The organism is Bartonella sp. B10834G3, assembly GCF_016102505.1.
Taxonomy (GTDB): Bacteria; Pseudomonadota; Alphaproteobacteria; order Rhizobiales; family Rhizobiaceae; genus Bartonella; species Bartonella choladocola.
Map to the genome: position 1 here is coordinate 1141529 of NZ_JACFOM010000001.1, position 24603 is coordinate 1166131.

At 45.7% G+C, this 24603-nt stretch carries 26 protein-coding genes and 1 other RNA gene; 9 read left to right on the plus strand and 18 right to left on the minus strand.

Features of this window, described 5'->3' with window-relative positions:
• Window positions 1-17: 17 nt before the first annotated feature.
• A complete protein-coding gene (locus H3S94_RS04980; RefSeq protein WP_198230853.1) occupies window positions 18-1142 on the plus strand; it encodes a porin in 1125 nt (374 codons plus the stop codon).
• A 1306-nt stretch (window positions 1143-2448) separates the two neighbouring features.
• Here the strand turns inward: H3S94_RS04980 and H3S94_RS04985 are convergent.
• The 7 genes from H3S94_RS04985 to H3S94_RS05015 all read right to left on the minus strand — a co-directional run bounded on the left by H3S94_RS04985 (window position 2449) and on the right by H3S94_RS05015 (window position 8150).
• Window positions 2449-3189 carry a transporter substrate-binding domain-containing protein gene (locus tag H3S94_RS04985; RefSeq protein ID WP_077994010.1) on the minus strand — a complete coding sequence of 247 codons (741 nt, stop codon included), beginning with the start codon at window positions 3187-3189 and terminating at the stop codon, window positions 2449-2451.
• 201 nt (window positions 3190-3390) lie between these two features.
• Window positions 3391-3846, minus strand: coding sequence for a YbgC/FadM family acyl-CoA thioesterase (locus tag H3S94_RS04990; protein ID WP_077994008.1), 456 nt, complete (start codon window positions 3844-3846; stop codon window positions 3391-3393).
• Entirely contained in the window at window positions 3839-4882 is a 1044-nt protein-coding gene (gene ruvB / locus H3S94_RS04995; RefSeq protein WP_077994007.1) for a Holliday junction branch migration DNA helicase RuvB, read from the minus strand. The genes H3S94_RS04990 and ruvB overlap by 8 nt, the downstream gene beginning before the upstream one ends.
• A gap of 9 nt (window positions 4883-4891) precedes the next feature.
• Window positions 4892-5506, minus strand: a complete 615-nt coding sequence (ruvA, locus tag H3S94_RS05000; protein ID WP_198240421.1) for a Holliday junction branch migration protein RuvA — start codon at window positions 5504-5506, stop codon at window positions 4892-4894.
• Window positions 5503-6012 (minus strand): crossover junction endodeoxyribonuclease RuvC, encoded by a 510-nt coding sequence (gene ruvC, locus H3S94_RS05005; RefSeq protein WP_198230309.1) that lies wholly within the window; start codon window positions 6010-6012, stop codon window positions 5503-5505. Before ruvC ends, ruvA begins: the two co-directional genes overlap by 4 nt.
• A gap of 75 nt (window positions 6013-6087) precedes the next feature.
• Complete coding sequence (locus H3S94_RS05010) at window positions 6088-6576, minus strand: DUF1465 family protein (RefSeq protein WP_198230852.1); 489 nt, start codon at window positions 6574-6576, stop codon at window positions 6088-6090.
• 347 nt (window positions 6577-6923) lie between these two features.
• Complete coding sequence (locus tag H3S94_RS05015) at window positions 6924-8150, minus strand: OpgC domain-containing protein (RefSeq protein ID WP_198240422.1); 1227 nt, start codon at window positions 8148-8150, stop codon at window positions 6924-6926.
• A gap of 181 nt (window positions 8151-8331) precedes the next feature.
• Between H3S94_RS05015 and H3S94_RS05020 the strand changes: the two genes are divergently transcribed.
• The 4 genes from H3S94_RS05020 to H3S94_RS05035 all read left to right on the plus strand — a co-directional run bounded on the left by H3S94_RS05020 (window position 8332) and on the right by H3S94_RS05035 (window position 11468).
• Window positions 8332-8991, plus strand: coding sequence for a thiamine phosphate synthase (locus H3S94_RS05020; protein WP_198240423.1), 660 nt, complete (start codon window positions 8332-8334; stop codon window positions 8989-8991).
• Window positions 8988-9971, plus strand: coding sequence for a tetratricopeptide repeat protein (locus tag H3S94_RS05025; protein WP_198240424.1), 984 nt, complete (start codon window positions 8988-8990; stop codon window positions 9969-9971). The genes H3S94_RS05020 and H3S94_RS05025 overlap by 4 nt, the downstream gene beginning before the upstream one ends.
• A 130-nt stretch (window positions 9972-10101) precedes the next feature.
• A complete protein-coding gene (gene efp, locus H3S94_RS05030) occupies window positions 10102-10665 on the plus strand; it encodes an elongation factor P (RefSeq protein WP_077993998.1) in 564 nt (187 codons plus the stop codon).
• Window positions 10666-10676: 11 nt separating this feature from the next.
• Window positions 10677-11468 (plus strand): inositol monophosphatase family protein, encoded by a 792-nt coding sequence (locus H3S94_RS05035; protein ID WP_077973022.1) that lies wholly within the window; start codon window positions 10677-10679, stop codon window positions 11466-11468.
• A gap of 114 nt (window positions 11469-11582) precedes the next feature.
• Here the strand turns inward: H3S94_RS05035 and H3S94_RS05040 are convergent, their stop codons facing one another.
• Entirely contained in the window at window positions 11583-12905 is a 1323-nt protein-coding gene (locus H3S94_RS05040; RefSeq protein WP_198240425.1) for an FAD-binding oxidoreductase, read from the minus strand.
• Window positions 12906-12953: 48 nt separating this feature from the next.
• Complete coding sequence (locus H3S94_RS05045; protein WP_077993995.1) at window positions 12954-14747, minus strand: ABC transporter transmembrane domain-containing protein; 1794 nt, start codon at window positions 14745-14747, stop codon at window positions 12954-12956.
• A 168-nt stretch (window positions 14748-14915) separates the two neighbouring features.
• Between H3S94_RS05045 and rpmE the strand changes: the two genes are divergently transcribed.
• A complete protein-coding gene (rpmE, locus tag H3S94_RS05050) occupies window positions 14916-15137 on the plus strand; it encodes a 50S ribosomal protein L31 (RefSeq protein ID WP_075869314.1) in 222 nt (73 codons plus the stop codon).
• 357 nt (window positions 15138-15494) lie between these two features.
• Here the strand turns inward: rpmE and H3S94_RS05055 are convergent, their stop codons facing one another.
• From H3S94_RS05055 to H3S94_RS05095, 9 genes are all read right to left on the minus strand, one after another.
• Window positions 15495-16244 (minus strand): YebC/PmpR family DNA-binding transcriptional regulator, encoded by a 750-nt coding sequence (locus H3S94_RS05055; RefSeq protein WP_077993993.1) that lies wholly within the window; start codon window positions 16242-16244, stop codon window positions 15495-15497.
• Window positions 16245-16376: 132 nt separating this feature from the next.
• On the minus strand, window positions 16377-17198 hold the full coding sequence (locus tag H3S94_RS05060) for a TIGR00282 family metallophosphoesterase (protein ID WP_077993991.1): 822 nt from the start codon (window positions 17196-17198) through the stop codon (window positions 16377-16379).
• Window positions 17199-17218: 20 nt separating this feature from the next.
• A complete protein-coding gene (locus H3S94_RS05065) occupies window positions 17219-17785 on the minus strand; it encodes a 5-formyltetrahydrofolate cyclo-ligase (protein ID WP_198240426.1) in 567 nt (188 codons plus the stop codon).
• Between the two features lie 399 nt (window positions 17786-18184).
• Window positions 18185-18346, minus strand: a non-coding RNA gene (gene ssrS, locus H3S94_RS05070) — 6S RNA.
• A gap of 101 nt (window positions 18347-18447) precedes the next feature.
• A complete protein-coding gene (locus H3S94_RS05075; protein WP_369805169.1) occupies window positions 18448-19161 on the minus strand; it encodes a hypothetical protein in 714 nt (237 codons plus the stop codon).
• A gap of 173 nt (window positions 19162-19334) precedes the next feature.
• Window positions 19335-19460, minus strand: a complete 126-nt coding sequence (gene ykgO / locus H3S94_RS05080) for a type B 50S ribosomal protein L36 (protein ID WP_075869311.1) — start codon at window positions 19458-19460, stop codon at window positions 19335-19337.
• 192 nt (window positions 19461-19652) lie between these two features.
• On the minus strand, window positions 19653-20732 hold the full coding sequence (locus H3S94_RS05085; RefSeq protein WP_198240427.1) for a 5-(carboxyamino)imidazole ribonucleotide synthase: 1080 nt from the start codon (window positions 20730-20732) through the stop codon (window positions 19653-19655).
• The gene (purE, locus tag H3S94_RS05090) at window positions 20719-21231 is read right to left on the minus strand and encodes a 5-(carboxyamino)imidazole ribonucleotide mutase (protein ID WP_077993981.1); all 513 of its coding nucleotides are present in this window, start codon (window positions 21229-21231) and stop codon (window positions 20719-20721) included. Before purE ends, H3S94_RS05085 begins: the two co-directional genes overlap by 14 nt.
• Window positions 21232-21252: 21 nt before the next feature.
• On the minus strand, window positions 21253-21456 hold the full coding sequence (locus H3S94_RS05095; RefSeq protein WP_077993980.1) for a YdcH family protein: 204 nt from the start codon (window positions 21454-21456) through the stop codon (window positions 21253-21255).
• 269 nt (window positions 21457-21725) lie between these two features.
• On the opposite strand from H3S94_RS05095, the gene H3S94_RS05100 reads away from it, so the two are divergent.
• From H3S94_RS05100 to H3S94_RS05110, 3 genes are all read left to right on the plus strand, one after another.
• Window positions 21726-21893 (plus strand): YdcH family protein, encoded by a 168-nt coding sequence (locus H3S94_RS05100; protein WP_077993977.1) that lies wholly within the window; start codon window positions 21726-21728, stop codon window positions 21891-21893.
• 578 nt (window positions 21894-22471) lie between these two features.
• Complete coding sequence (locus H3S94_RS05105) at window positions 22472-23473, plus strand: NAD(P)H-quinone oxidoreductase (RefSeq protein ID WP_246786405.1); 1002 nt, start codon at window positions 22472-22474, stop codon at window positions 23471-23473.
• 131 nt (window positions 23474-23604) lie between these two features.
• Window positions 23605-24294: a DUF1013 domain-containing protein gene (locus H3S94_RS05110; protein ID WP_077993973.1), complete on the plus strand. Its 690-nt coding sequence runs from the start codon at window positions 23605-23607 to the stop codon at window positions 24292-24294.
• Window positions 24295-24603 lie beyond the last annotated feature (309 nt).

The following is a 24603-nucleotide window of genomic DNA, read 5'->3' on the forward strand; positions in this document are numbered from 1 at the left end:
AACTTTTCGGGGCAATGATGAATAAATTATTTCAGGCATTCATGGTAACTTCAGCGGTTATCGCAATTCAAACAACAGCGGCAAAGGCAGCCGATGTCGCCTTGCCGGAAGCTGAACCGGTCGAATATGTCCGTGTCTGCGACGCTTATGGCGAAGGGTATTTCTATATTCCGGGCACCGATACATGTTTGAAACTGGGTGGTTTTGTCTATGCGCAGGCGAAGGGTGGTGACGATGTTTATGCCCGTTCGCGTGACGAACGTAATATGAAAACCTGGCGCGATGAAGTCCGTGCCCATTTGCTCGTTGCAACAGCTTCCGAAACCGAACTCGGAACCCTGAAAACACATATCGAGTTACGTTCCGATTTTGACGACGGCACGGATTCATCTTCGTCGGAATTGCGTTTCGGTTATATCGAACTCGGCGGTTTGCATATCGGTGTCGATGAATCGGCATTGAATACATTCTTCGATTACTATGGCAACTTCATCAATGATGACGTTATCTTGGGCGGTGCCTATCGTACCAATATGATCCAATACCAATATGCTTTCAGCAGTGGTCTGACGGCAATGGTTTCAATCGAGCAGGGCGGCGACGAAGATACCGACTTTAACGGAACGATAGAAGATTACACCCCCGATGTTGTTGCCGGTTTGAAGTTTGAACAAGGTTGGGGATCAATTACAGGTGCCGGTGCTTACGATGCCGTAAATGAAGCCTGGATTGGCAAGGCAAAAGTCAACCTGAAGATTACCGACGCATTCAATATCTGGGTTATGGGTGCCTATAAGGATTTGAAAGACACCTATTATGAGGACATCGACGATAAAGATTCCATTATCCGCGACGGTCGTCGCGGTATCCGCGCTGTCGACAGTTTCTACGGTACATGGGGCGGAAAATGGGTTGGCTGGCTCGGCGCTTCTTATAAATTCACGCCGAAAACAACAGGAAACTTCCAGTTGTCTTATGAAGGTGTAGGCAATACTTACACAGCCGCCAATGTTGCTTATGAAATGCTTCCCGGTCTTACCGTTATGCCGGAAGTCAACTATCGTAAATGGAATGATGTCCATTCGGATTTGCACGATCAGGATGCTATCGGCGGCGCTATCCGTATTCAACGCGACTTCTAAACAGTCAAATATCGTTGGTAAAAAGCCCCTTCACGGGGCTTTTTGCATTTTATAAGCAGATTAAGCAGCTTTTTGCGTTTTATTAGCAGAGTTTTATCGACGTCGACGGGCAATAAGAAACTTCGGTATTTCCATTGTTAAAACCGGCATAATCCGATTTTTAAACCGGCCAGTCCGGTTGTTGCACATCTTGCCGGCACCGTTAGAAAAACATATTTAAAAAAATTTATGATTAGTAATAAAAGTATAATTTTTATTTTAAATAGTTATATATAGTGTGAAATAGATATGAAATATTATTCAGTGAACAGTAAACGATTTATATAACTATTATAAATAATTATAATAAAAATTATAAATAACATATAACTATAAAATAAAAAATGATTATTCATGTTATTATCATAAAATGACGCAGATTTTGAAATATAACGAAATATTGTTTATATAACTATTTTATTGAATTGATTTTTCTATGGGCGGATATAGGCGGCGAAACAGCAAGTAAAGCCGGTGTGCAGAAACAATTTTGCAGAAAAGAAAAACAATAGGAGGCCGCCGAAAAGACCGCATGAGGAAGTTGAGAAGACGTTAGCAGAACGGGAAAGCTATAACTCGTTGGGCGGCGGGTAGAGGATGGGGGCTGTAGCGAGAGTGAGGACAGTAGCCGGATGGGAGGGCAGTAGCAGAACGGGAAAGCTATAACTCGTTAGGCGGAGGGTAGAGGATGGGGGCTGTAGCGAGAGCGAGGACAGTAGCTGCATGGGAGGGCAGTAGCAGAACGGGCGGCTATAACTCGTTAGGCGGAGGGTAGAGGATGGGGGCTGTAGCGAGATTGAGAGCAGTAGCTGCATGGGAGTGCAGTAGCAGAACGGGAAAGCTATAGCAGGCTAAGGAGGAAAGTAGCAGCGGGGCTGTAACGAGATTGGGAGCTGTTATGAATCCTGCTTGATATTTGGTCGCCATTCCAATTTTCAAACGGCAAAAATGGAAAAATAAAGGTGGCAGAATTTTCCCGAAGAGTCATTCGACTTATTTTGGAAAGTCGCCGGCAGTAGATTTACAGTTCAAGAAATAAAGACATTTGTCAGTGGTTTCACATTGACGTTTAATAACATGGAAAAACAGACTATCGACGTTAAAGTGCAACTGAAAATGGCGCCCGCTCCGCTGCGGCGCAATTAACTGTAACAAATACGTACCGAAGAGATTTTTACCATTAAACGCTAAATATCAAACGAGTGCCGGACGAGCAAAAACGCAATTCTATAAGCGCTTTAAAAAATTTTATTTTCGGGTCTCGCTATCAGTGCGGATCAATGCCGAACCATTTTTTATAAATCGTTGCATATGTACCATTTTCTTTCAGGTGATCGAGAGCAGTGTTATAGCGCGTCACCAACTGGCTACCTTGGGGGAAAGCCGCACCATAATTCTGTTGTTCAAGATCGTCTCCGACAGTCTTGACTTTGCCTTTGCCGGTCGTTGCTGCATAATTCAACAAAGCAGGCGTATCATATAACACAGCATCGACATTGCCTTCCAGAAGATCCTTGAACGCCCCGTCTATTTCGGAATACAGACGACGCTCGGTATTCGGCAGATGTTCGATTGCATAAGGAAAAGCACTCGTTCCGTTCTTTATTGCAATCGTTTTTTCCTTTAAATCATCAATTGATTTGATATTGCTATCATTGCGAACCAACAAGATCAGGCCACCTGCATAATAAGGCTTGGAAAAATCGACAACGTTCGTCCGCGTTCTGGTAATGGCTAATCCCGCCATAGCAACATCAATCTGGCCGATGTGGACGTCCGACATGATTGTCGAAAAATCCATCGGTGTTACTTTATATTTGACACCCATATCACGGGCAATTGCATCCCAAAGATCTACATCGAAACCGTTAATTTTTCCATCTTGCATATAGCTGAATGGAACGTGATTATTATCGGTTGCAAATCGAACTTCCTGAGCTTGTGCAAGTTTTATAAAGCTTAAAGCTGTCACGCAAATGACAACTTTAAATATAAACCTGAAAGTCATACCCAACTCCCTGAATTTGAAAGACGATCAGAACGTACAAAAAGTACGCCTTTATCCTCAAGCAATATCCTAACAATAAAATTGCTTGATATACTCAATAATAGAATAAAAGGAACAAACATGAAGAACATTAAAATATATTTATATCCTTAAAAATAAAATTTAGAACAATTCTAATGCAGTGATAAGAATTTAAAAAAATTATTTTCCTGCAATCATCACATTCCAGCTTTCTATAAATTCATCCGGTATGCGTTGCGGAAATCCTTGTGAATTGACTAACGCCAATTGAACTTCGGCAGAAACAAGCAATACATCTTCTCGGAAAATTTTTTGAGCCATTACGAGGCGTGCCCCTCCCATTTTTATTATGCTCGTCCGGATATTTAGTATATCGTCAAAATGGGCGGATTTATGGTAACTAATAGCCATTTTATGCACAACCCAGCCCGATTTTTCACTTTGCTCACCATTTGCCAGTTCTTTATGGTTACGCAAACTTAATCTTATAAATTCGGAACGTCCACGCTCCAGAAATTCAAGATAACGGGCATGGTAGACGACGCCGGTAAAATCCGTGTCGGCAAAATAGACACGAGCGAAAAGATGGTGCACATGACCGATAAATTCGCCGCAAAAAGGAACATTCTCAATCATCGGATTCGCCAAACAGGTTCGTTTGCATTTGATCCATGGACTTCGGAGGATTTAACCCCATATGCGTCCACGCTTTTGCAGTCATTATTCTTCCCCTTGGAGTTCTTTGTATGAATCCTTGCTGGATAAGATAGGGTTCGATAATATCTTCAATTGCGTCGCGAGGCTCGGATAAGCCGGCTGCAATTGTTTCGATGCCGACCGGTCCACCGCCAAAATTTTCAGCAATCATTCCAAGATAGCGCCGGTCGAGCTGGTCAAGACCGAGCTGGTCGACTTCCAGACGCAACAAAGCCTCGTTGGCAATGTCTCTGTCTATTGTTTGTGCTCCGGCGACAGAGGCAAAATCCCTGACCCGACGCAAAAGACGGCCGGCAATACGCGGTGTGCCACGCGCACGGCGTGCAATTTCTCTTGCGCCATCCTCGGCAATCGGCATTTGCAAAATATGGGCATTGCGTTTGACAATGTGTTCAAGCTCGTCAACAGTATAAAAATTGAGCCTGATCGGAATACCGAAACGATCACGCAAGGGGGTTGTCAGCAAGCCAAGTCTCGTCGTCGCTGCAACAAGGGTAAATTTTGAAAGATCAATTTTGACGGAACGTGCGGCAGGCCCTTCGCCAATAATAAGGTCAAGCTGGAAATCTTCCATGGCAGGATAGAGGATTTCTTCAACGGCGGGGCTTAAACGGTGAATCTCATCTATGAAAAGAACGTCGCGTTCCTCCAGATTTGTCAAAAGCGCGGCAAGGTCGCCTGCCTTGGCGATCACCGGACCGGATGTCGAATGGAAATTGACACCAAGTTCTTTTGCCATAATTTGCGCAAGCGTTGTCTTTCCAAGGCCGGGAGGGCCGACGAACAAAACATGATCCAAAGCTTCATTACGGCTTTTGGCAGCTTCAATAAAGACTTTCAGATTTGCCCGCGCAACTTCCTGACCGACAAAATCATCAAGACATTGGGGACGTAAAGAAATGTCTCCATCTTCATCGCGTTTATCGGCTGAAATCAGGCGTTTGTTGTTATCCATTCTGCGAGCTTACCTTGAAAGTTCCTTTAAACCAAGCTTTATCAGCTTGGCGGAATCAGCATCATCACCTGCCTGACGCAATGCACTTTGAACGGCATTGGCAGCCTGATCGCGCGAATAGCCAAGATTTTCCAATGCAGAAACCGCATCCAGAATTGCTTGTGAAGAATTTCCCTCTCCAATTTCCTGCTTCAAGGTTATATTCCTGTTACTGCCGGTAAATTCGGGAATTTTGTTTTTCAGTTCTGTGACTATACGTTCTGCCACTTTTTTGCCGACACCCGGAGCACGGCAGATCATGGCAATATCTTTCAAAGCAATTGCATTGGCAATTTCTGAAGTTGACAATGTTCCGACAAGAGCAAGGGCTACCTTCGCGCCCACTCCCTGAACTGTTTGCAACAGCGCAAACCATTGTTTTTCCGCTTTTGTTGCAAAGCCGAAAAGTTTGATGGCGTCTTCGCGTACCTGCGTTTCGATAAAAAGGGTTACAGCTTCGCCAATGCCTGTCAGGCTTCCAAGAAGGCGTGGGCTTGCAAACACGATATAACCGACGCCATGAACATCAACGATCAGGTGATCGGCATCGATTTCGTCAATAATACCCTTCAATTTTCCAATCATGCCAAAGCCTTCAAGCGTTTTTCAAGACTGTTACGGTTATGGGCATGACATATGGCAATTGCCAAAGCATCGGCTGCGTCACTTGAATCGAAATTGGCGCGCGGCATCAGGACTTTTACCATCATATGAATTTGTTGTTTTTCACCATGTCCAACGCCGATAACCGCCTTCTTGATCGAATTCGGCGCATATTCGGCAACCGGCAAGCCGGCTTGAGCCGGTGCCAACAAGGCAATGCCGCGCGCTTGTCCAAGTTTAAGTGTGGCTGTTGCATCCTTATTCACAAAAGTCTGCTCGACGGCAGCTTCTAGTGGCATATAATGATGAATAATTTCCGTTAAACCATCATAAAGCGTCGATAATCTCGAAGCCAAACTCAACTGGTCATCCGATCTGATGGTACCGGAAGTTATAAATTTCAGATTATTTCCCAGTGTTTCAATGACACCATAGCCTGTACGTCTCAAACCGGGATCAATACCTATAATACGAATCGCTTCACCCATACTTCGCAATATAAAAGTTTCGACCCGATTGTTATAGTTGATTGTGAACAAAAAGGAAACAGAATGAACAGCGGGTTAATTATGCTGAAAAACGGCTTTCAGCATTTCGATTTGCTTGTTAACGGGATTGCCATCGCCATTTTCATTGGTTAAAGCGCTTTCGACATCATGATCCATATGGCGTACGCGTTCTTCTATACGCAACGATAGCTCGACAAGTTGTTTGAATTCGTCCGGCAATTCCTGCCAATGTTCGTTTTCGCCAATAAGAGAGGGCGTGTTAAGGCTGACTTTGGCTTTTTCCTGAGCTATTTGATCTTTCGACATTTCTTTTTCGCGTGCTGCACGAAACAACAACAGCCACGAAGCCACCTGCATCAGCCGCGTGCTCATACGCATTGCTTCGGCAGCATAAAGTGAAGAGGCTTCTCCGGAAAGGTTCCGCGAGGCGACTTTTCCGTCACCGTCAATATAGGAAGCAGTTTTTTCAATCAAAGACATTCCCTCGTCATAAAGACGCGAAAACGCACTGTCGAACGCTCCGTGCTCGAACATGACAATCATGTTGTCATTATGAAAATCCTGCGGATGCAATCTTCACACTCCAACCCGTTTTCCGAATTTATAATGTTTATAAAAGTCAAATAAAGATGGTCTCCCCCAATTGTCCCCATCGTTTTTTGAACCAAAGGGAAATTGCACTTTTTCGACTGTTTTCGCAACGAATTCCTTAATGCAAGGTTAACGCTTCAAAAGCAGACCGATAGCTTTGGATTTTATCATTTGACAAAGCAATCAATGGGCGGTTTTGCCGATATTTCCCGAACTTCACCCTGTGAAAGCGCTATCCGGTTCTTTGACAGCACGAATGTCAATTCTGCCAAACAGTTTTTATAAGGCTTGATCCTGTTTCAGGCTTTCTGCCAGCCTTGGTCGGCAATATCGCCTGTTGCGACCTTCTTTGTCTCTATCATTGCCGGAGCAATCGGGCGGTTATAGGTTTTAATACCGGCTTCAAGTTCTTTTGTGGCAATTTTTACCCATTCAAAATAGTAGGCAACTGCAAATTGGATCACAATGCCGGTCGTCAACAAGAGTGTATCATAATAAAGACCGCCCGGATTGACGACCTTCAAAACCTGCCCTGCCATGGCAAGAACTGTGCCCGTCACAAAAACCGCAAGGCTATGTTTTCCCAGAATGGCAAGAGGATGGTTGGCATCCACTTTTGCGATCCGGTTTAATGGACGAATTGCAACAATAAGATAGGCAAGAGCCAGAATATGGAAAAGCCGCGGCAGAGAAAGAAAAGTTTTATTGAAACCGGTAAGCGTCGCGGGAAGCCCCATTGTCGGATTAATCCACCACCAGCCAAGGCGTACCCATAAACAGGAAATGACAAGGTAGGCTAGCGCACTTGCCAACAAAAAAGGGTGGCAGGGGAGACGTCCACCCCTTTTGACATAAAGTGTCACCGAAAGGCCGATAACAAATAATAATTGCCATGAAAGCGGGTTCAGAAACCATACGCCTTTTGTCGGGTAATTATGCGGTGCAATGCCGTAAAATCCGGCAATGATGTAGATTGCAACCGACAAAATAACCAATAAGTTGAGTGATTTATTGGCAAGATAGAGCATAAAGGGTGTCGCAAGAATCAAAACAAGATAAAGCGACAGGATATTGTTATAACCGAGCTGGTGACCAAGCGTTACAAGCCCCAGCAATGATTGTGCGGGATCTTTCAGCAAGGTCGGGATATTATTGACATTCAGAAATTCCGGCCGGTGAAAAAATGTAGCAGCACTGACAAAAATGGAAAGACTGACCAGAGTTGTCAGAATATGGGCGGAATAGAGCGTTGCCGACCGACGCAGAAGCTTTAACGAGATGATAAGGCGATTTTGGCCAAAAAATTTGCTGCCATAAGCAAGGCCGACCGAAATTCCGGAAATCAGAACAAAGGCTTCGGCAGAATCAGAGAAGCCGAAATGTTTATGGGTGAACCATTCATAGATTGTACCGGGTACATGGTTTATGAAAATCGTCAACAACGCTAACGCCCGAAAAACATCAATGCGGGTATCCCTTTTGGACGTTGTCACTTGCGTCAAAGAATTGAAATTTCTGCTGGCCATTTCACTCATCAAAGAAAAATTGTTTCTGCGTCATTATCCGATTTGAAACCAAATTGGAGTCCAAATTAAGAAAAGCACAATCACATTTCTTTCCAGAGTGAAATCATTGTAAGAAATGGTTAGGACGAAAATGTTAGATTCGCCCTAATTCGTCCTTTTTATAGACCTAAACGATATTGCCATGAGTAAAGATACAAATCGCCTATATCCAAGACTTGTGATGACACTTGACACGCGCCGCAATATAAAAGCGGATATTCTCATGGATATTCTCGATCATGGCGATTTTGCCAGTCTCATTGTTTATGATTCGCAAAATGACGCTACATTTTTGCAGCAACAGGCGGAACTTCTGGTTGATGGAATAGAGGCAAAATCTGTCGCTTTTCTTGTCGCCAATGACAGCCGGATTGCCGGACGCATTCATGCTGACGGCGTCCATCTTGAAGGCAAGGTTGAAGAACTCCGTGCCCTCCTTGATCGCCGGCACAATTCGATGATTGTCGGCTTTGGCAATTTGCGCGACAAGCACACGGCCATGACAAGCGGTGAATGTGAGCCTGATTATCTGATGTTCGGCAAACTCGGTGCCGATAAAAAACCGGCTCCCCATCCGCGTAACATCGCGCTTTCGTCCTGGTGGGCGGAAGTTATGGAAATTCCGGCTATTGTTCAGGCCGGTTCCGACATCTCCACTTTTCCCGAAGTTCTTGCGACAAAAGCCGAATTTATTGCAGTGGAAGAAATGGTTTTCGGCCATGACAATCCGCAGCATAGTGTAAGCGAGATTACCCGCCTGATTGAAGAAAGTGGCGGTTTCGACGGGGAGCTTGTCGAATGAAGTTATTCGCAAGCAAACTGTTGGGCCTCGTTTTATTGGCGTCTTTGGCCGGTTTCCAATTCGCTGAAGCTCAGGAAGCACGTTCCGATAAAGGAGCCAAACCCGTTTTACCCAAACAGACAGGAGAAGATTATCTGAAAGCCGGTCAATATGACAAAGCCTATGATAATTATATTGCGGGAAATTATAAGACGGCATTTCTGGAAGCCTTGAAAAGAGGCGAAGAAGGTGATGCTACCGCTCAAACACTTCTGGGGCGGATGTATATGGAAGGCTATGCCGTTGCAATTGACGGGGCACGGGCAGCCTTATGGTTCGGAAGAGCTGCCAAACAAGGCGACCCGCAGGCAGAGTTGCGTTACGGGCTTTTGCTTTTTAACGGTACTTATGTGCCCAAAGACCCGTCAATGGGCGAGGACTATATCAAACGCGCGGTTGATGCAGGTGTACCGGAAGCCTATTTCTATTACGGCCAATTATTGTTGAACAAATCTGAAAGCGATGATGCGCTCGAAACGAGCCTCGGTTATTTTCTGAAAGGGGCTTCTCTCGGTGATCCCGACTCGGCTTTCGCAGCAAGCCAGATTCTGGCAAGAGGAACACCGAAACGCCCGCGTGATGATAATAATGCACGCAAATTGCTGGAAGCAGCTTCGGCAAAAGATCACGTTCCTGCGCAAATTACATTGGCCAAATGGATGGTTGAAGGACGCGGTGGTCCGCAAGATTACGAAGGTGCATTCAATTTGCTCTTAATGGATGCAAGCAAGATGATTGCGCCGGCCCAGATCAATCTGGCAAGGCTTTATCGCGATGGCATCGGAACCGAGGGGGATATTGTAAAAGCGGCAGCTTGGTATATGGTAGCCAAACAGGCTAAAATGGAAGCTCCGGATCTTGAAACTATGTTGGAAGGCATGTCAGATGAGCAATTGGCAACAGCCCGCCAAAAAGCAGAACAGCTTATGCCAACACTTTAAAGTTCAGGCGTGTCCTTAAAATTGAGGCCGCGCCCCTTGCTTAAAGACTATTTTTATGGTCTTGAACACGTTAATTGAGGGCATATTCTAATGTCCTTATTCCATAATAATCTAATGTCGGATGAAAACTATGAAGATTAATGGCAATGAAATTCGCCCTGGCAATGTGATTGAACATAATGGCAGCCTTTGGGTTGCAGTCAAATGCAATGCCGTCAAACCGGGTAAAGGCGGTGCCTTCAATCAGGTTGAATTGAAGAATCTGCTTGATGGAACAAAATTGAACGAACGTTTCCGCGCTGCTGAAACTGTTGAAAAAGTAAGACTTGAGCAAAAGGACTATACGTTCCTTTACGAGCAGGGTGACGCACTTGTTTTCATGGATTCAGAAACTTTCGAGCAGCTTGAATTACAGAAAGATTTTGTTGGCGAACGTGCTGCTTTCCTTCAGGATGGCATGAAGGTCACGGTTGAACTTTATGAAGAAAAGCCGATCGGTATTGATTTGCCCGATCAGGTCACATTGACGATTACCGAAGCGGATCCGGTTGTTAAGGGGCAGACGGCTGCTTCTTCCTATAAGCCGGCCGTTCTGGAAAATGGCATCCGCATTCTCGTGCCGCCGTTTATTTCGGCAGGCGAGAAAGTGGTTGTGGATACAAACGAGCTTATTTATCTGCGTCGTGCAGATTAAGGATTGGTTTGATGGCGCGTTCAGCGATAATGAATGTCATGGTACAAGCGGCAATGAAAGCGGGGCGGTCGCTTGCCCGTGACTATGGTGAGGTACAAAATCTTCAAGTGTCTTTGAAAGGGCCTGCCGATTATGTCAGTCAGGCCGATCGACGCGCAGAAGATATTGTCCGGACAGAGCTTTTGAAAGCGCGTCCGGATTATTGTTTTCTCATGGAAGAATCGGGCGAGATCAACGGCAGCGACACGCAACATCGTTTTATTGTCGACCCGCTTGACGGAACAACCAATTTTCTTCACGGCATACCTTTTTTCGGCGTTTCGATTGCATTGGAGCGTCAGGGACAGATTGTTGCCGGTGTGATTTATAATCCCGCAATGGATGAACTCTTCACTGCCGAGCGTGGTGGTGGCGTGTTTCTCAATGATAGACGCATGCGGGTTGCCAATCGCCGCAAGCTTGAAGATTGCGTTATCGGAACAGGTATTCCCCATCTTGGTCGTGGTCATCACGGTGAATATCTTGTCGAACTGCGCAATGTGATGGCCGAAGTGGCAGGTATCCGGCGTATGGGTGCGGCAGCAGTTGATCTTGCTTATGTTGCAGCCGGTCGTCTTGACGGTTTTTGGGAAGATAATCTACAGCCATGGGATATGGCGGCCGGCCTTTTGATGGTTCGGGAAGCCGGTGGCTTTGTCAGTGATAAAGATGGCGGGCAGAATATCTTCGGGAAAAAGAATATTGTTGCCGGAAACGAGCTTATTCATAAAGCACTGATGAAGACGATCAAAAAACCGATCTGAGGGCTAAGCTTTGTTCAGAAATTTCTATCAAATTCCATTCCCGCTTTTTTGAAAGCGGGAATTTTTTTTAAGCTAAAGTGTGCACATATGTGTTTCGTTTGAGTTACGTTCACCTCATAAATCACCGCCAGCGGCGGCTTGCTCTTTTTTCAACCGGTAGCGGGCAACAAGCGAACGGATCGGATCGGGCACAATAAAGCTCGGATGTCTGTTCTCGCGAATGAAGCGGATTTCTTCATTATTATCACCAGAAATAAAATCGGCCGCATAAAATCCGAGATACGTACCTTTTGCTACGCCAACGCCGTTACAGCCATTCAAAACCATGATGTTTTCAGCAGGTTTATGGAAAACATAATTCTGGTTGAGCGTAACGGCAATCATTCCGCCCCATGTGAATTCGAACGGAATATGGGAGAGCATAGGAAAACGGTTCTCGAACGAACGCCTATGATGGTTCAAGGCAAAGTCGAGATCATCTTTTGAAGTCGTCAATGTTGGTGCAAAACGCAATATATTACGAATAAAGATGCGGTGGTCGGGGGTATAGCGCACTGTTGTGCCTGCCGGATGAGCCGAGGTAATGCCCCACGGTTTTACATTGGAAAAATACTTTTCGACATCATTAGCCTCAAGCGGTTTTGTCAGGCTGGCATAAGTGTAGACGGGCGCAAGACGGTGCTTTTCATAGCCGAATTCACTGTTGAAAATATTGCCTGCCTCGAAGATAAATTTTGCCGTAATATGCCCGCGGGCGGTTCTAATCACATGCTTAGAACCATAAGTGATTTCTGTAACGGGTGTTTGTTCAAAAAGGCTGACAGAAGATGGCAAGGCTTTGGCAATACCACGGATAAGTGCGGCAGGGTTAACAAGAACATTGCCCTTTGTATAGATTGCCCGTTGATAATAGCTAGTTCCCAATCGTTTCGCTAAATCGTCTCCGGCAATATCCTGATAATCAAACCCGTCATTTTTGAGTTGTGCGGCAAAATGGTTCAGATTGCCGAGGTTATTTGTTTCGCGGGCGGCCATATATTTACCGCTTTCCTGCCAGTCACAGGAAATAGCATAATGGTCTTTAAAATCACGCAAACGCTTTATGGCAAATTTATTTAATGCATAAAGCCGCCGGTCATGATCGGGGGTTGTTTTGCCGCCATCCACATTGTGCGGAACATCAATGATAAAGCCGGCATTCCGCCCCGAAGTGCCTTCGCCAACTTTAAGTGCATCAATGACCGCAATCTTGGCATCAGGTTGGCGTTCGCAGAGCCGATGAGCCAAAGAAAGGCCGATAAAGCCCGCTCCGATAATCACAAAATCAAAGTCTTTATTTTCTTCAAAGCTTTTGCCAATTGTTATTCCATGATCGGGCGATGTGGCAAACCAACCTGAAACGCCGTCAATTTTGGGCTCAACGCGAATCTGAACCATAGTCTGGCCTGTTTTCTAATTCCTGTATTTTCTTTTGCCGTATTGTCTTCAATGCGAGAATTGGAGTTTTGCCAAGCGCGCATAAAGGCCGTTTTGCGCAACCAGTTCGTCATGTGTGCCTTCTTCGACAATAGCACCTTTATCAAGAACAACAATTCTGTCGGCTTTCAAAACTGTTGCCAAACGGTGGGCGATAACCAGTGTTGTGCGATTTTTCATTAATCCTTCAAGTGCTCTTTGTACAAGCATCTCGTTTTCCGCATCAAGTGCGGATGTTGCTTCGTCAAGCAAAAGAAGCGGAGCATTGCGCAAAATTGCGCGGGCAATGGCTATGCGTTGCTTTTGTCCGCCTGAAAGGGTAATGCCGCGCTCGCCGACTTCAGTTTCAAAACCGTCTTTCAAATTATGAATGAAGTCGAGTGCATGGGCAGCCTCGGCCGCTTCTTCAATAGCTTTATTATCGGCTAAAGGATTGCCAAAGGCGATATTCTCCCGCAAAGTTCCGTCAAAAATGGCGACATCCTGCGGGACATAGGCAATGCGCGAGCGTAAATCTTCAAGCTTGACTTTGGAAATTTCCGTACCATCAAAAGTAAGATTGCCACTATCAGGGTCATAAAAGCGCAAGATCAATGAGAAAATTGTGCTTTTGCCACCACCGGACGGGCCAACAAAAGCAACCGTCTCTCCGGCTTTGATCGAAAATGTCAAATTGTGCAAGACAGCTTGCGATTTTCTGGTCGGATAGGCAAAATCGACATGATTGAAGTTGATTGCACCCCGTGCCGGTTCAGGCAGTTTCAACGGGCTTGCGGGAACAGTAATTGCAGTTTTTTCAACAAGCAGTTCGGCAAGTCTTTCGGCAGCCCCTGTTGCCTGTGCGAGTTCTGCACCAACTTCCGATAATTGGCCGAATGCACTGGCACCGAAAACCGCATAAAGAACGAATTGCCCCAATGTTCCGGCCGTCATGGTTTTATTCAAGACATCGTTCGAGCCAATCCACAACACGGCTACAACACTGCCAAAAACAAGAAAAATGGCAAAGGCGGTTAAAAATGCGCGCGACAGAATGGAGCCACGTGCCGATTGGAAAGCCCGTTCTATCAATTGGGAAAACCGTTTATTGACATTTTGTTCAGCCGTAAAAGCCTGAATAGTGCGGATAGCACTCACCTGTTCGGAAGCAAGTGCTGTCGCATCGGCAAGACGGTCTTGTGCAAGGCGGGTTCTTTTGCGCACTTTGCGGCCGAAAACAATGAGCGGAATAACAACAATGGGAATTGCCACAAGCACCATAGCCGACAGTTTCGGACTGGTTACAATCATCATGATAACAGCACCAACGGCCATGATAATATTGCGCAAGAAAACCGAAGCTGTAGCACCGACAGCAGATTTTACTTGTGTTGTATCGGCAGACAAGCGCGAGATAATTTCACCGGAACGGGCTTTGTCGAAAAATTCCGGTGACAAGTTGATAATATGGGAAAAAACATCCCGCCGGAGATCGGCCACCACATGTTCACCCAGAGTAATTACCGAATAATAACGTCCGGCTGAAGCAAGAGCCAGGATTGCAGCAAGCAGAAACAGCACCGCAAAATAGGAATTTATCATGGTACCGTTGCTTAAACTAAAGCCATGATCGAGCATACGGCGGATTGCAATGGGAAGTGCCAACATGACAAGGGCAGCAACAATCAAAGAAACAGCAGCCGAAAAGGCAAGTTTTTTATAGCGGAATACATAAGGTTGCAGTGCTGATAAGGGACGCAAGCTATGTTTTTTCGGGGCAGATAGTCTTTTTTCGCTATTTTCCATGCTGTTCTTCTTATCCATATTCTATTGTGCCCTTGTGCTATCGTTCGTGCTGTTGTATAGGCAACACCAGATTTTTATCGAAGTCCGGTGAAGTCCGGGCTTTGTTTATCAAATTGATGAACGGATGGCATCATGAAAATACACCATGTGACTGTTCGTTCCCGTTAGAAGCAGGAAGTTCGCGTCATGAAAGCTGATATTCATCCCGATTACCACACCATCAAGGTTGTGATGACAGATGGCACCGAGTATTTCACCCGCTCCACTTGGGGCAAAGAAGGTGACACCATGAATCTTGATATTGATCCGAGAACACATCCGGCTTGGACTGGTGGTTCACAAACCCTCGTTGACCGCGGTGGTCGCGTTTCCAAGTTCAAAAACCGTTTTGGCAATCTCGGCCTTTAATAAGTTTCTATTTCCTCTAAAAACCCGCCAATCCGGCGGGTTTTTTATTGTTTAAAAAATATCGCAATGGTTCTCGAATGCACGATATTTTCCAACTCTACCTCTGAAACGGTTGTCGAAAGACTTGGTTGCCACGGCAGGCAAGAAGATGAAGGTCGAGAAAAATTCTAACTATCTTGAGGTCAAAGCCTGCTTTTGAAAAACAAGCTGTTTTTTAACAAGCAACCGGCATGTGAACAGGAGACAAATCCCACAGACGGGAGATGAAGTCGGCACTCCGATAAAAAACCGGCCTTCGGGAGGTTTAAAAAACACCCGAAAGCCGGAACAATCCAGTTTGAAACTTCAAGAATAAATTTATTCGGCGGCAAGCTTTGCCATGACTTCGTCACTAACCTCGAAATTGGCATAGACGTTCTGGACGTCATCATCTTCTTCCAAGGTAGAAATCAGACGAAGAACCGATTCGGCTTTTTCTTCATCAATCGGCGTTGTCGTTGATGGTTTCCAGACAACTTTGACCGATTCGGCTTCACCGAGTGCGGCTTCAAGTGCTTTGGAAACTTCGCCGACATTTTCAAAAGCGCAAGTAATGACGTGACCATCTTCATCAGACTGGACATCATCGGCACCTGCTTCAATGGCAGCTTCCATAACTTTGTCTGCGTCACCGGCTTCCGGTTTATAAACAATTTCGCCAACGCGATTGAACATGAAGCCGACCGAACCTGTTTCACCCAATGCACCACCTGCTTTGGTGAAAGCGGCACGAACATTGGAGGCGGTACGGTTGCGGTTATCTGTCAAAGCTTCAACAATAACAGCGACACCAGCCGGGCCGTAACCCTCGTAGCGGACTTCTTCATAATTTTCGCCATCATTACCGGCAGCCTTTTTAATCGCCCGTTCGATATTGTCTTTCGGCATGGACTGGGCTCTTGCATTCTGCACAGCCAAGCGTAAACGGGCATTCATCGCAGGATCCGGCACACCAAGCTTGGCCGCAACGGTTATTTCGCGGGCGAGTTTGGAAAACATCTTCGAGCGCATCGCATCCTGACGACCTTTGCGATGCATAATATTCTTAAACTGTGAATGGCCTGACATAGATCACCTTTCGGTTTTCACCGACAGCGAGCCTTGGAATAATCGAAGTTTCCTGTCGGACAATGTTCTAATAAAATCTGAATGAGCGCCTTATACGGAAAACGAGTGAAAAGGTAAAGAGTTGCCCGTCTTTCACCAAAAATCCGGCAAGCATTCTTCCAATCGCGGTCCAAGTCGCAAGGCGGATACTTTTTCTGCAAGTCCTGTGCGGTCGGAAATTTCAACTGCAAGTCCACAAATGGTTGCAGGCCCGCTCGCCGGTTCATAGCGACCACGCGATATTTTTGTAACAAAACGGTTGAGCGGTTCTTCTTTATCCATGCCGAGTGACGAATCATAATCGCCACACATACCGGCATCCGACATAAACGCAGTGCCGCCACTGAAAATCTGATAATCGGCTGTCGGAACATGGGTATGAGTGCCCACCACCACACTGGCGCGACCATCAAGAAAATGGCCGAAACATTGTTTTTCGCTTGTGGCTTCGGCATGGAAATCAAAAATCACGGCATCGGCCTGCTCGCCAAGCGGACATTCGCCGACAATGCGTTCGGCTGCCTCGAACGGATCGTCAAGATCAGGATGCATAAATACCCGCCCCATAACATTGGCAACAAGCACACGCGCACCGTTTTTTGCAATATAGACACCCGAACCTTTGCCCGCCGTCCCTTTCGGAAAATTTGCAGGTCTTAAAAACCGGTCGGCATGATCGGCAAAAGTCAGAGTTTCTTTCTGGTCGAACGCATGGTTGCCGGTGGTTACAACATTTGCACCGGCTTCCAGTGTTTCATTATAGATTTTTTCGGTAATGCCGAAGCCGGAAGCTGCATTTTCACCGTTAACGACAACAAAGTCGAGCTTGAGACCCGATATCAGGCCGGGAAGCTTCTGGAACACTGCTGTGCGGCCGGATTTGCCAACCATGTCACCTAAAAATAAAAATCTCATAATTTTGCTCTAAACATATTTTAAAAAGACCTCAAACCGCTTTCGGTCAGTATCATTGCCAATTTTTGATCGTGTGGCTCTGCCGGTATTGATGGAACTTCCTGACAATCGAAAGCAAGCCCGATCAATAACGGGTTATGCCCGTTTTCTCTCATGCTTGCAATTGCCCGATCATAGTAACCGGCGCCATAACCGATCCTGTTTCCTTTGCTGTCAAAAGCCGAAAGCGGAACGAGGAGTGTTTCCGGCGCAACAATTTGCGCGTCTTCAGATGGCCCCACTGTGCCAAAACCCATATCAACGAGTTTTCCCTCATCTTCAAAAATTCTGAAAACCATCGTCGTTTTATCAATAAGTGCGGGCAAAGCCAGTTTAAAGCCATGTTTTTTCAAGGCCGACATGAGAGGGCGCGGGTCGATTTCGCTTTTGATCGGCCAGAACCCTGCAACCGTTTTGCCTTTCAAAATGGCGAGCAGCTTTTGAAGCTCAACGACGAGTTTTTGTGAAATGACAACACGTTGTTTTTCCGGTATCCGGTCGCGTTTTGCCAGTGCTTCCCGTCGAAGCGTGTTTTTGTTGTTGGTCATTTTGCGAGAAACGTTTTCCACTTCCGTTTATTTCTTCAAAGCTGCTCTGCGATTTAGTGTTAAAATCCGGTTCACTCATGCGCGATAATGGACGATCATCCGGTTTTTTCAAAGCTGTTTTATAAAATATTGCCAAGAGAATGGTGGAAACCGGTCAATCGCTTCGATAAACTCCATGATTTCTTCAATCACCACGCATCGGCATGAAAATCGGCAAGAAAACAGGGGAAAGGCCGAACCCGCAATATTGATCGAAACAATTTGAAGAAGATGATGAGGTTGATTTGAAGAAATAAAATTGAAGCAGGAAGAGGAGTGCAGCTATAAATTGAAACGGGCAGTGGCTTATAGGTGTGGAAAGATTTTCGTTTAGGCGCCACACAATTTGGAGAGAGAAAGTGGCGATCCGCAGCAACCGGTGGAATGTATTTGATCCCGGGAAACCTACAACGTAGGTGGGCGCCATATGAAAAGGCCCACGAGCCTAATCAGGGACAGCTCCCTTAGAGATCAATAAGGCCCCGGGGATGCAGTTATTCCTGTCGAGAAGAGCAGAACGCCTTCGCCAATATAGGTCAAGTCACCGCCTGTTACCAGTCTGCAAAGTAGTTTTTGAAAAGTAATTTTTACCGCATCCGGAAGTGGTGTGATTTGGCTGAAAGTCAGATGGCTTGCCCGGTCTGTTCTTCCAGAATATCGGCAACATGTTTTTGGGCGCGTTGCATTTGTGGATAAATTTTCAATGCATCTTCATAGGCGTGTAGCGCAAGCTTATTGCGCCCTGTCATTTCCAGAATCGACCCGACAAGAAACAGGGCATTATAATTTCTGGGTTCCAGCTCAAGGGAACGTTTCAGATCGCTCATTGCAAGTTTCAGGTCATTCAATTGCACATGAACGGCAGCACGACGCGCCCAACCTTCGGCATAATCAGGTTGCAAAGCGACCACATTATCAAGAAAATCGAGCGCCATGGCATAATCTTGCTCGTTGATTGCGTCTTCCGCCCATTGCATGAGAAGATCAATCGTATCGCTCCCCGATTGCGCCCACAGGCCTTGAATCTGGCGGCTTATTTTTCCCGCTTCCTTGTAATCGGGTGTTCGTTTCAAAACAGCGAGCAAACGGTCGATTTCAGCCTGCTTTTTTTGTAATGCATTCTGGTCTTTTCCAAGATCGGGCAATGCTTCATCCGGTGAAGGTTTCTCCGGAATCATATCTTCAGGCGATAATGGCGGAGAATCAGGATCTTCTTGTGGTGGAAGTTCCGGCAAGCCTTGGGAAAAAACTGTCGCAGGCAACACCGCCATTACAATAGATAGCGACATAATGAAAAAATGAATTTTCAATCTCTTCAACATTATTTCCTCTGCCACTGTCGTTTTTCTTTGTCACTTGTCGCCTGTGACACATGATTTTGTTATTCAAAACTGCAACATATCTTGTTGGCGATCTTATATGGATGAACGAACCGAAGCAATGCCGGAAAAATCCGGGGGAAATAAAAAAGGCTCCGAAACGGAGCCTTTTTAAATCATATATCGAATAATCAACCCTGACGGGCTTTGAAGCGCGGGTTGGTCTTATTGATGATGTATATACGACCCTTGCGGCGAACCATGCGGTTGTCGCGGTGACGACCCTTGAGCGCTCTGAGCGAATTTTTAATTTTCATTTCAATCACCGTTTGTATAACCCGTCGCCGGGTAAAAGGATTAGTCCCGTAATCGGGCTTGAATTTCGTCGGTCAAATAGCCTGACGATAGAGGGTTTGTCAACTGCAAATCACGTAAAAATAGTGTTTCTGTTGGCAAATTCTATCAGGAATGAGGCAATGAAGATGTTTATCGCTGCCTTTTATCTGTCATCAAGGTCGACCGGTCAGCCTTATAATGTGCCCCATTTTTCTTCCCGCTCTCAACTCCGCTTTTCCATAAAGGTCGATGAAAGTTTGCGGTTCAGCCAATAGATCGGGCAAGCGTTTCACATCCTCGCCGATCAGATTTTCCATTACACAATTGCTATGCCGCGTTGTTTTGCCCAAAGGAAGACCGGTGACTGCACGTATATGCTGCTCGAATTGCGAGATAAGGCAGGCCGCCTCTGTCCAGTGGCCGGAATTATGAACGCGCGGTGCCAATTCATTGGCTAGAACCGAGCCGTCTTCCAGAACAAAAAATTCGACCCCGATCACGCCGATATAATCGAGTTCATGAAGAATTGTTTCCGCAGCTTTTTGCGCTGTTTCAGCGGTTTTTTTGTCAATGGCAGCCGGAACGGTGGATGTCCTTAAAATTCCATCGCGGTGAACATTTTCAGGGCAATCATAAAAAGCAACACGGCCTTTAAAGTCACGTGCGGCAATAACCGATATTTCTTTTTTGAACGGAACAAATCCTTCAAGAATGGCAGGCACATTGCCAATATCGGCAAGCGCTTTGTCGATTTCTTCTTCATCCGGATTATCAAGCCGCACCTGTCCCTTGCCATCATAACCGAATCGGCGTGACTTCAGAATGCCTTTGCCGCCAACATTGCCAAGACCGGCAATCAGCATTTGACGATTGTCGACAAGAAACCACGGAGCGGTTTTTATGCCGCTGTCGTTCAAAAATTTCTTTTCGGTAAAACGATCCTGCGAAACTTCGAGTGCTGCGGGCTTTGGCAAAACAGTTGCTTTTTTGGCAAGCCGGTCAACGGCGCGAGCCGGAACATTCTCGAATTCATAAGTAATAACATCGGATAAATTGGCGAGTTCATCCAAGGCTTTTTCATCGTCGTAATTCGCCACGATTTGTCGATTGGCCGTCTGTGCTGCCGGACAATCCGGCGTTGGCTCAAGAATAATTGTATGAAATCCGAGCCGTGCCGCAGCACTCGCCATCATGCGAGCAAGTTGCCCGCCGCCGATGATGCCGATTGTATCTCCTGGTTCAAGACTTTTCATTTTTTACCTCGTCAGCCGGAAATTCCGAAACACCGGCAGTCTGGTTGGTGCGCCATTCATCAAGCCGCTCTGCGAGAGCCTTGTCTGAAAGGGCAAGGACAGCGGCGGCAAGAAGTGCCGCATTAATGGCACCGGCTTTGCCGATCGCAAGTGTTCCGACCGGTACACCTGCCGGCATTTGTACAATGGAAAGAAGCGAATCCTGTCCCGATAATGCGCGTGACTGGACAGGAACACCGAATACCGGAAGACTGGTCATGGCAGCGGTCATTCCCGGCAAATGGGCAGCACCTCCGGCACCGGCAATAATAATCTTGAAACCGGCTTTTTTGGCGCCTTTGGCAAAATCGTACAAGCGATCAGGCGTGCGGTGAGCCGAAACGATTCTTGCTTCATAACCGATGCCGAGACTTTTTAGCGTTTCGGCCGCATGGCGCATTGTTTCCCAATCGGATTGGCTGCCCATAATAATGGCAACATCATGTGTTTCTGTGCCCATAATTTTTCCTGCCCCTTTATATCAGGCGATGATGTCGGGAATAATTCGATCTTCAAGTTTCTGTAACTGGTCTTTGATTGCCAGCTTCTTTTTTTTCATCCGCTGGATTTGTAACTGGTCACAACCAGCTTTTATCATAGCGTCAATTGCTGCATCATAATCAGCATGTTCCTGCTTCAGCTTGGCAACGGCCAATTTGACATCAACCTGTTCCTGTTCTGACATTCTCTGGCCGTCCTATTTTTGCAATCGTGCTTATATGGCATGGAGCTTGTTTATCAGTCGGTCTTTAAAGCCCATCATTAATTTTTTGCCTATATCACGAAAGAAAAATTGCGGAAATGTTTAATTGTCAAATTCTGTATTATTCGATTTTGAAGTCGACAATTAATCTTAAAGATGCCAAGTTATTTTTCAACGCCAAGCTATTTCATAATAATTGAAACAGGCTTTGCATAAAATACAAAGTTAATACCGTAAATAAGGAGCATGGTATGGCAACTGAAGCACATCTGGCATCTTTGGAACGTAAACACCAGGAGCTTGAAACGGAAATTGACAAAGCTATGGCTTCACCTTCGGCTGACGATTTGTCGATCAATGAACTCAAGCGGAAAAAGCTTGCACTCAAAGATGAAATTGAAAAGCTGAAGAATCTTTAAACGCCGGCATTTGCTTTTTTAAAACGGGGCGCGAATTATCGTGCCCCGAACAAGAAATGATTGTGTCCCGAACCGGACACAACGAAGTTCCGAACGCCCCCCGACAAGATATAAGTGGTCTGAATAAAATTTACTTGAACTATGATGGAAGCGCGATGTTGAACGCTATTTGACCTTTGTCAAAGAAGTGGTATTCGCGAAAATGGCGGGTCTGTTTTTCCGGCAATAACCGGTGTGTGACAAAAAAGAAGCCGATGTGTGACAGAAAAGAAACCGGTGTGTGACAGAGACGAGCGAAAAAGAAGAGCGAATTTTTGTAAAAACGCGTTTCAACAATTCAAATGTTTGATGTGAAAAACGTAAACTGTTGAACGACCGGATCGGCAAAGCGATCACAAGCATCGGGTGATTGCCCGAAAGAACAGCTATTTTTGAGGGAAATTCGTTTAAACGGAATTGTCTTGCAAACGGAATTGTCTTGTAAACGGAATTGTCTTGGGGGGGGAAGAAAAATATTTGCAAGGTCAATGCCGGAAAATTTGGTAGAAAACACAAGAAATTCGATGAAAGGGAACACAATGACTTTTTCTGAAAAGACAATGCGGGCTATTGAAATTGCCGGTAAGGGCGGGCCTGAAGTCCTCAAACTTGTCGAAGTCGATGTTCCGGATATTAAAGATAATGAAATTCTTGTGCGTGTCCGTGCAGCCGGTGTGAACCGCCCTGATGTTTTTCAAAGACAAGGAAGTTATCCGCCGCCGGAAGGCGCTTCGCCACTACCGGGGTTGGAGGTTGCCGGTGAAATTGTCAAACTTGGTGTTGCAGTCAAACAATGGAAGATTGGCGACAAAGTCACGGCGCTGATCGCCGGTGGTGGTTATGCCGAATATGCCGCTGTTGCTGCCGATAATGCTTTGCCTGTTCCGGAAGGCTATGATTTTATCAAAGCGGCGGCGCTTCCTGAAACTTTCTTCACCGTTTGGAGCAATGTTTTTGATCGTGCCCATTTGAAATCGGGGGAAGTTTTTCTTGTTCATGGCGGTACTTCCGGCATTGGCACGACAGCTATCCAATTGGCAAAAGCTTTCGGTGCCAAGGTGCTTACTACAGCAGGAACAGCGGAAAAATGCGAAGCCTGTTTGAAACTTGGAGCCGATCTTGCAATCAATTACCGAACAGAGGACTTTGTCAGCAAAGCTCAGGAATTTACCGGTAAAAAAGGTGTCAATGTAATCCTTGATATGGTCGGGGGAGATTATACCAACAAGAATTACAAAATCGCTGCACCTGATGGACGTATTGTCCAGATTGCCAATCTTTCCGGCTCTATGGCAACAGTCAATCTCAACTACATTTTTGTAAAACGGCTTATTCATACCGGCTCGACCTTGCGGGCACGCGATACTGTCTTCAAAGCCGCCATCGCCGCCCAATTAAAGGAAAAAGTCTGGCCGCTTCTTGAAACAGGTAAAATTCAGCCGGTTATTGATAAGGTTTTTCCGCTTGAAGAGGCGGCAAAGGCTCATGAACGCATGGAATCAAGCGCCCATATAGGCAAAATAATTCTCGAAATTGACTAAGGGGCTTGCGAGTTTCACCTCATGTCTTGTCGTTTTATAAAATTCGGTTTATAAGGCTTGGCGAATTCCCGGAAAATGTGGTCTATTCCACGTCCCGCCTCACCGGAGCGGGCGAACGAGAGGATAATGTTATGGCAACACAACTATTGATGCCCAAAGCTACAGCCGTTTGGCTGGTTGATAATACGGCGCTTTCTTTTGACCAGATCGCCGCTTTTTGCAAATTGCATCCATTGGAAGTCAAAGCGATTGCCGATGGAGAATCAGCACAAGGCATCAAAGGGCTTGATCCCATCATTACCGGTCAATTGACGCGTGATGAAATCGAACGCGGCGAAAAGAATAATGATTACCGCCTGAAAATTTCCGAACCCAAAGTTCGCCTTCCGGAAAACAAGCGCAAAGGGCCGCGCTATACACCCCTTTCAAAGCGTCAGGATCGTCCGAATGCGATTTTGTGGCTGGTACGCAATCATTCCGAATTGAAAGATGCACAGATTGCCCGTTTGATCGGCACAACCAAATCGACAATCGAACAAATTCGCAATCGTACACACTGGAATTCGGCAAATTTGACACCGATGGATCCGGTAACACTGGGACTTTGCTCGCAAATCGAACTTGATATAGAAGTAGAAAAAGCAGCCAAAAACCGTCCTGCTGCAATGCCAGAAGATGGCACATTGCTACCGGCATCGGCAACCGAAAACCTTGAAATTAACGATAAGAAAGACGAAGAACTGGACGCCGACAAGGTTTTCGCCAAGCTTTCTTCGCTCAAAAGTGATAACAGCGAAACAAACGATAGCGACGACAAGTAAAAGAGCTTTCTCTTATAGGTGAAGTTGCTTGTGTATATAGACCCCGTGCCTATACACATTGTAACGTGTTTATCACGATTGAAGAATTGTTGAATTTCTGAATTTTATTTTTTAAGCACCCGCAATTTTTGTAAATTGCGGGTTGTCTTTATAGCATCTACCCAAGTTTTCAAAATGACGGAAGTCATCATGACCCGTTGTATAATATCAACGGGAAACATTATATTTCATATGTTCGGGTAAAAAATGGTAAAATCCGGAGTTTATTATTGTAGACAAGTTGAAAATATAAGTGATGAAAGCAGAATA

Bases quoted from the DNA above. Each gene is read 5' to 3' on its own strand.
- H3S94_RS04980 (WP_198230853.1), top strand. From the start codon at position 18: ATGAATAAATTATTTCAGGCATTCATGGTAACTTCAGCGGTTATCGCA.
- H3S94_RS04985 (WP_077994010.1), bottom strand. From the start codon at position 3,189: ATGACTTTCAGGTTTATATTTAAAGTTGTCATTTGCGTGACAGCTTTA.
- H3S94_RS04990 (WP_077994008.1), bottom strand. From the start codon at position 3,846: ATGATTGAGAATGTTCCTTTTTGCGGCGAATTTATCGGTCATGTGCAC.
- ruvB (WP_077994007.1), bottom strand. From the start codon at position 4,882: ATGGATAACAACAAACGCCTGATTTCAGCCGATAAACGCGATGAAGAT.
- ruvA (WP_198240421.1), bottom strand. From the start codon at position 5,506: ATGATTGGAAAATTGAAGGGTATTATTGACGAAATCGATGCCGATCAC.
- ruvC (WP_198230309.1), bottom strand. From the start codon at position 6,012: ATGGGTGAAGCGATTCGTATTATAGGTATTGATCCCGGTTTGAGACGT.
- H3S94_RS05010 (WP_198230852.1), bottom strand. From the start codon at position 6,576: ATGATTGTCATGTTCGAGCACGGAGCGTTCGACAGTGCGTTTTCGCGT.
- H3S94_RS05015 (WP_198240422.1), bottom strand. From the start codon at position 8,150: ATGGCCAGCAGAAATTTCAATTCTTTGACGCAAGTGACAACGTCCAAA.
- H3S94_RS05020 (WP_198240423.1), top strand. From the start codon at position 8,332: ATGAGTAAAGATACAAATCGCCTATATCCAAGACTTGTGATGACACTT.
- H3S94_RS05025 (WP_198240424.1), top strand. From the start codon at position 8,988: ATGAAGTTATTCGCAAGCAAACTGTTGGGCCTCGTTTTATTGGCGTCT.
- efp (WP_077993998.1), top strand. From the start codon at position 10,102: ATGAAGATTAATGGCAATGAAATTCGCCCTGGCAATGTGATTGAACAT.
- H3S94_RS05035 (WP_077973022.1), top strand. From the start codon at position 10,677: ATGGCGCGTTCAGCGATAATGAATGTCATGGTACAAGCGGCAATGAAA.
- H3S94_RS05040 (WP_198240425.1), bottom strand. From the start codon at position 12,905: ATGGTTCAGATTCGCGTTGAGCCCAAAATTGACGGCGTTTCAGGTTGG.
- H3S94_RS05045 (WP_077993995.1), bottom strand. From the start codon at position 14,747: ATGGATAAGAAGAACAGCATGGAAAATAGCGAAAAAAGACTATCTGCC.
- rpmE (WP_075869314.1), top strand. From the start codon at position 14,916: ATGAAAGCTGATATTCATCCCGATTACCACACCATCAAGGTTGTGATG.
- H3S94_RS05055 (WP_077993993.1), bottom strand. From the start codon at position 16,244: ATGTCAGGCCATTCACAGTTTAAGAATATTATGCATCGCAAAGGTCGT.
- H3S94_RS05060 (WP_077993991.1), bottom strand. From the start codon at position 17,198: ATGAGATTTTTATTTTTAGGTGACATGGTTGGCAAATCCGGCCGCACA.
- H3S94_RS05065 (WP_198240426.1), bottom strand. From the start codon at position 17,785: ATGACCAACAACAAAAACACGCTTCGACGGGAAGCACTGGCAAAACGC.
- ykgO (WP_075869311.1), bottom strand. From the start codon at position 19,460: ATGAAAATTAAAAATTCGCTCAGAGCGCTCAAGGGTCGTCACCGCGAC.
- H3S94_RS05085 (WP_198240427.1), bottom strand. From the start codon at position 20,732: ATGAAAAGTCTTGAACCAGGAGATACAATCGGCATCATCGGCGGCGGG.
- purE (WP_077993981.1), bottom strand. From the start codon at position 21,231: ATGGGCACAGAAACACATGATGTTGCCATTATTATGGGCAGCCAATCC.
- H3S94_RS05095 (WP_077993980.1), bottom strand. From the start codon at position 21,456: ATGTCAGAACAGGAACAGGTTGATGTCAAATTGGCCGTTGCCAAGCTG.
- H3S94_RS05100 (WP_077993977.1), top strand. From the start codon at position 21,726: ATGGCAACTGAAGCACATCTGGCATCTTTGGAACGTAAACACCAGGAG.
- H3S94_RS05105 (WP_246786405.1), top strand. From the start codon at position 22,472: ATGACTTTTTCTGAAAAGACAATGCGGGCTATTGAAATTGCCGGTAAG.
- H3S94_RS05110 (WP_077993973.1), top strand. From the start codon at position 23,605: ATGGCAACACAACTATTGATGCCCAAAGCTACAGCCGTTTGGCTGGTT.